The organism is Streptomyces sp. S3(2020) (assembly GCF_013044505.1).
Taxonomy (GTDB): Bacteria; Actinomycetota; Actinomycetes; order Streptomycetales; family Streptomycetaceae; genus Streptomyces.
The window spans coordinates 1-5,488 of the sequence record NZ_JABERD010000369.1; the positions used below are offsets into that span (position 1 = coordinate 1).

The 5,488-nt window shown below is 71.4% G+C and carries 5 protein-coding genes; 4 read left to right on the top strand and 1 reads right to left on the bottom strand.

The window, feature by feature from the left end:
* The first annotated feature begins 233 nt into the window (after positions 1 to 233).
* Complete coding sequence (locus HLK59_RS47755; RefSeq protein WP_346779998.1) at positions 234 to 1,955, top strand: sulfite reductase flavoprotein subunit alpha; 1,722 nt, start codon at positions 234 to 236, stop codon at positions 1,953 to 1,955.
* A 140-nt stretch (positions 1,956 to 2,095) separates the two neighbouring features.
* Entirely contained in the window at positions 2,096 to 3,790 is a 1,695-nt protein-coding gene (locus tag HLK59_RS47760; protein WP_171147955.1) for a hypothetical protein, read from the top strand.
* On the opposite strand, the gene HLK59_RS47765 is transcribed toward HLK59_RS47760, so the two are convergent.
* Positions 3,771 to 4,286, bottom strand: coding sequence for a YceI family protein (locus HLK59_RS47765; protein ID WP_171147952.1), 516 nt, complete (start codon positions 4,284 to 4,286; stop codon positions 3,771 to 3,773). The genes HLK59_RS47760 and HLK59_RS47765 overlap by 20 nt on opposite strands.
* Before the next feature lie 83 nt (positions 4,287 to 4,369).
* On the opposite strand from HLK59_RS47765, the gene HLK59_RS47770 reads away from it, so the two are divergent.
* Together HLK59_RS47770 and HLK59_RS47775 are read left to right on the top strand one after the other, a co-directional pair.
* Positions 4,370 to 4,852, top strand: a complete 483-nt coding sequence (locus HLK59_RS47770; protein WP_171147953.1) for a MarR family transcriptional regulator — start codon at positions 4,370 to 4,372, stop codon at positions 4,850 to 4,852.
* Positions 4,853 to 4,918: 66 nt separating this feature from the next.
* Positions 4,919 to 5,428 (top strand): hypothetical protein, encoded by a 510-nt coding sequence (locus tag HLK59_RS47775; protein WP_171147954.1) that lies wholly within the window; start codon positions 4,919 to 4,921, stop codon positions 5,426 to 5,428.
* The last annotated feature ends 60 nt before the right edge of the window (positions 5,429 to 5,488 follow it).

Here is a 5,488-nt window from a genome sequence, read left to right on the forward strand (position 1 = left end):
AGGATCCAGGTTTTGGATGATATGATTATCGAGAACTTAGTTTAGTGTTGTTTGTTGTTCATGATACGGGGACCACCTAGATCTTCACTCTGCTGGGGGTGGGCGGTGTGAGAAGTGTATAAGAGCCCGCCTTCGGCCTCGCCCCCGCCCCGCCGCCCGTCCTGACCGCACAGGAACGCCTGTACCTCACCGGCTTCCTCGCGGGCATCGACTCCGGCGCCCCCGGCGTCCCGGTGCTGCCGCCGGACGCGCCCTTCAGCCCCGAGCACGCGCTGTGGGTCAACGGCGTGCTGGCCGGCATGTACTCCCGGTCGGCCCAGACACCCCGCCCGCAGCCCGGCCGTGAGGTGGTCGTGCTGTGGGCCTCGCAGACCGGGAACGCGGAGGAGTTCGCGGGTGCCGTCGCCGACCGGCTCTCCGCGAGCGGGCACCGCCCCGTGCTCGCCGGGATGGACGACACCGACCCCGGCGCGCTGCCCGAGGGCGCCGACCTGCTGCTGGTCACCAGCACCTTCGGTGACGGCGACGCGCCCGACAACGGCTCCGACTTCTGGGACCGGCTCGCCGCCGAGCAGGCCCCGCGTCTGGACGGGGTCCGCTACTCCGTCCTGGCCTTCGGCGACTCCTCGTACGACGACTTCTGCGGGCACGGGCGACGGCTGGACGACCGCCTCGACGAGCTGGGCGGGGTGCGCCTCGCACCGCGCACCGACTGCGAGCCGGACTTCGAGCCGTCCGCGGACGCCTGGCTGGACGAGGTGCTGACCGCGCTGGAGAGCAGGGCCGCCGGCACGACCGAGAGCACGACCGCACCGCCGAAGAAGCCCGCCCGCTCCCCCAGGCCCGCCCCCATCACCGCCCGTCTGGTCGGCAACCGGCTGCTCAGCCTGCCCGGCGCGGGCAAGGAGGTCCGGCGGTTCACCTTCGACACGAGCGGGACCCCGCTGTCGTACGAGGCGGGCGACGCCCTCGGCGTGCGGCCGGTCAACTCTCCCGCCCTGGTGGAGGAATGGCTGGCGGTCACCGGGGCCGATGGATCAACCGCCGTGGACATAGCCGGTGTCGGCGAGGTTCCCTTCGCGGAGGCCCTGCACCGGCACCTCGACATCACCCGTATCACCCCCGACCTGCTCCGCTTCGTCACCGAACGCGTGCGTGACGGGCGGGAGTTGAAGAAGCTCCTGCGGCCCGACAACAAGGACGGTCTGGCGCAGTGGAGTTGGGGGCGGCAGGCGGTGGACGTGCTCGCGGAGCATCCGGTGCGGGCGGACGCGCGGGACTGGGCGGGCGTCCTCAAGAAGCTTCAGCCGCGCCTGTACTCCATATCGTCCAGTCCCCTCGTCGACGCTCACCTGGTCTCGCTGACGGTGTCCGTCGTGCGGTACGAGAACCTGCACGGCACGGCACGCGGCGGGGTCTGCTCGCCGTTCCTCGCGGACGCCGACGCGGACACCGAGGTGCCGGTGTTCGTCCAGGCCTCCCCGCACTTCCGGCCGCCCGCCGACCCGGCGACGCCGATGGTGATGATCGGGCCCGGCACGGGGGTCGCGCCCTTCGTGGGCTTCCTCCAGGAGCGGCGCGCGCTCGGACACCGGGCGCCCAACTGGCTGTTCTTCGGGGAGCAGCACCGGGCCAGCGACTTCTACTACGAGCGGGAGCTGACCGAGCTGCTCGACGAGGGCACCCTCGCCCGTCTCGACACCGCCTTCTCCCGCGACCAGCGCCAGAAGGTCTACGTCCAGGACCGGATGCGCGAGCACGGCCCCGAGCTGTGGCGCTGGCTCCAGGACGGCGCCCACTTCTATGTGTGCGGTGACGCCTCCCGGATGGCCAAGGACGTGGACCGGGCCCTGCGGGACATCGCGGTCGCGCACGGCGGGCTGGGCGAGGCGGAGGCCGGGGCCTATGTGAAGCAGCTGGCGGCGGCGAAGCGGTATGTGCGGGACGTCTACTGACAAACCCTGCTTTCTTACCCCTCTCCTACCGGACTCTTCACCTCCACCACCACCTCGCTCACCGGGCGCGATTACGGTCCGGTGCCGTGCACTTGGCAGAACTGAAGCCGGTGACACCCGGCCGGCGGACACAGTCGGCGGTGTCCTCCCCCACTCTCGGCTGCGCTCGAGCGGGCGGTACCCCCAGTCCGGAGACCCCCGCGCAGTGGCATCGCGTCCTGACCCTGCTCGCCGACATCAGCCTCCTCATCGGGACGCGCGCGGTGTGGACCCAGGCGGCCTCGCACCGGGTCGCGGTGGCCGCGGTCATCTCGGTCTGCTACGCCTCGATCCTGGTGTGCGGGGTGCTGGCGCTGGTGGTGCGCCGGACCCGTTCACTGGCCCGCGTCGACGGTGTCGTCCTGGTGACGGGCGTGACCCTGGCACTGTGCGCCTGGTCGGTGCTCCACCAGGGCAGTGACGAGGCGCTCCTGACCACGCAGGCCGCCCGGGAACTGGTCGCGGGGCATCCCGTCTACGGTCGGTCGTGGCCCTGGCTCTTCGGTCACGGCGTCGCCCTCACGCCCACGGTGACCGGCGGCTACGACTTCACGTACGGCTATCCCCCGCTCGCCCCCCTGCTGACCGCGCCGCTGCTGTGGCTGGGCCACGGCGGTGCCCCGGCGACGGCGATGAGCACGGGTGCGCTGGTCGTCGGCGCGGTGGTGCTGTGGCGGATGCTGCCGGTGCCGTGGCGGCCCGCGGCGACCATGGTGTGCCTGGGGTTCGCGATGCTGCCGCAGTACGGCCGGCTCGGTTATCCCGCGATCCTCGCGCTCGGCCTGCTGGTGCCGGTGGTGGTGCGCTGGCCGCGGATCGGACAGGGCGGGCGGCTGGGCGCGGCCGGGGTGGCGCGGGCCGTGTGTCTGGGGGCGGCGTGTGCGGCGCAGCAACTGCCGTGGTTCCTCACGCCGTTCCTGCTGGCCGGGATCTACGCGGTACGCCGCGGGGAGCTGGGCGGCCGGGCGGCGGCGCTGGTGGTGCTGCGATTCGTCGGGACCGCCGCCGGCGTATGGCTGCTGGTCAACACGTACTTCCTCGTGAGCGAGCCGGGCCCCTGGCTCACCGGTGTCGCGCTGCCGCTGACACAGGGCGCGGTGCTGCACGGCCAGGGTCTGGTGGACGTGTCCGCCTATCTCACGGGCGGCAGCGACCGGCTGGACTGGTACTCGTACGCGAGCATGCTCCTTGCGGCGGGTCTGCTGGTGCTGTTCGTGCTGTTCGTCAGGCGGTTGGGGCCCGCGGCGACCGTGCTGCCGTGGTGTGCCTTCTTCCTGGCGACGCGGTCGCAGGACGGCTACTACCTGATGATGACGCCGCTGTGGCTGGCGGCGGCCGTCACCGCACCCGCGGCGGAGTTCGCGGGCGCGTGGCAGCCGGGGCCGCGGCCGCGCTCCCGTCCGGCGCGGATCGCCGTGGCCCTGCTCGTGCTGTCGCCGGCCCTGGTGAGCGCGGGCCTGGCGGTGACGGGCACACCACCGCTGCGGATGCAGGTCACCGGGTTGCAGCGGGCCAGGCCGGTCGACGGGACCCGGCTGACGATCCGGGTCACCAACACGGCCGACAGCGCCCTGGCGCCCCACTTCATGCTGACCGTGGGGCAGGGCATGAGCCGGTACTGGACGGTGGTCCGGGGGCCGGCCACGCTGCCCGCCCATGCCACGGCGCGCTATGAACTCCGGCCGCCCGCCGGGCGGTACGGGGTCCCCCGCGCGGGCGCGCGGATCCGGCTGCGTGCCTTCACCGCCGTACCGCAGACGCTGTCGAGCGTGTACGTCAGGCTGCCGTCCGGGTGAAGCGGAGGGTGGTGGTGACCGTGGTCAGGCCGCGGATCATGCCGAGCTGGTTCCAGCCCATCCCGAACTGGCCCCGGTCCACGGAGAACTCGGCGTCCAGGGTGAGGGCGTCGGCGTCCGCGCCGGTGAGGCGGGCGGTGAAGGTCTGGGGGCGGCTGATGCCGCGCGCGGTGAGCTGGCCGATGACGTGGACCTTGTCGCCGTCGCGGAGTTCGGCGCTGCGGACCGCGAAGGTGAGCTCGGGGTGGTTGTCGGCGTCGAAGAAGTCGGGGCCCTTCAGGTGGGTGTCGCGCTTGGGGTTCTTGGTGTCCAGGGACGCGACGGTCAGGGTCAGGGTGCCGACGGCGGATCCGTCGGGGCGGACCTCGCCCTGACCGGTGACGGAGGTGAAGGCGCCCTTCACGGTGACGAGCCCCCAGATCGACTTGTGCTTGATGGCGACGGTCGAGGCGGCGGTGTCGAGCTGCCAGGTTCCTGTTTCGACGGCAACGGTCATGATCCCTCACTTCTATAGTTCAAATTTGGATGACAGCACGCTAGCCGATACTCCAAAAATGGACAACAGGTAGACTGGGCGTCATGGCCGACCACTCCGACTGCCCCTCCGCCGCAGGTGGCGGACTCCTGCCCGCAGAACTGCACGCCTGGATGCTGATGCTGGCCGCGACCGGCGCCGTCGAGCAGGAGCTGCGCTCCGTGGTCAAGGAACGGCTGGGTGTCTCGCACGACGAGTTCCTGGTCCTGTGCCTGCTGGCCGGGAACCCCTCGGAAGGTCTGCGCATGACGCGGATCGCCGAACTCCTGGGCCGCCCCAAGACCCGCCTCACCTACCAGATCGCCTGCCTCCAGCACGCCGGCCTCGTCACCCGCCAGTCGGTCTGCGGCGACAAGCGCGGTATCGAGGTCGCCCTCACCGAGAAGGCCCGAAGCCTGCTGAAGGAGGCCTCGGGGGTCCTCGCGCAGACGGTCAAGGAGGCGCTGACCCGGATCATGGGGCCCACCCAGCGCCAGGCGATGTGCGCGCTGGTGCCCGAATTCGCCGAGGACGCGGCCCCGGAGTAGTCATCGGCGCGGGGCTGTTCCCCGGATCCCGCCACGGAACGGGCCGGGGCGCGGTGAGATGACGGCATGACACGAAGACGGAACGTTCTGGCGGCAGCCGGCGTGGCGGTGCTCGCCACGTTGTCCGGCTGCACCGTGCCGATCGCCGGCGCCATGGGCATCACGGTCGACGCGGACGGGCGGCCGATGGGAGTGCTGATGGTCTGTCACGACCACATCGACGGCGCCACGTTGTACACCGACAGCAAGCCCGACGACCCGGACGACAGCGAGTCGGTCGAGGTCGGGAGTTGGAGCGGCGACGAGTCCGTGAAGGGATTCGCGACCTGGTCCCTCGACACGGCAGGCGACGGCTGGAGCGTCGACGAACCCCTCCAGCCCCTGAAGGAGAACCGCGAGTACCACCTGTACGGCTGGACCCGCGGCAACTCCTGGTCGACCGGCAACGTGAACTTCACCCCTGCGGATCTGGCCGCCCTCACCCCCGGCCAGGTCCGTTACCGGCGCAGTGGAGGGGACGACCACCGGACGGGCTCCGTCGAGGACTTCCGCACCGAGGCCTGCAAGGACCGATGACCGTTCGCCCGCCGATCGGGCGTGGGGCGGCGGGCGAACGGTCATCGGTCCTTGCAGGCC

Excerpts from the sequence above, each read along its gene's own strand:
- HLK59_RS47765 (WP_171147952.1), bottom strand. The coding sequence starts at position 4,286 with ATGACCGTTGCCGTCGAAACAGGAACCTGGCAGCTCGACACCGCCGCC.
- HLK59_RS47775 (WP_171147954.1), top strand. The coding sequence starts at position 4,919 with ATGACACGAAGACGGAACGTTCTGGCGGCAGCCGGCGTGGCGGTGCTC.
- HLK59_RS47770 (WP_171147953.1), top strand. The coding sequence starts at position 4,370 with ATGGCCGACCACTCCGACTGCCCCTCCGCCGCAGGTGGCGGACTCCTG.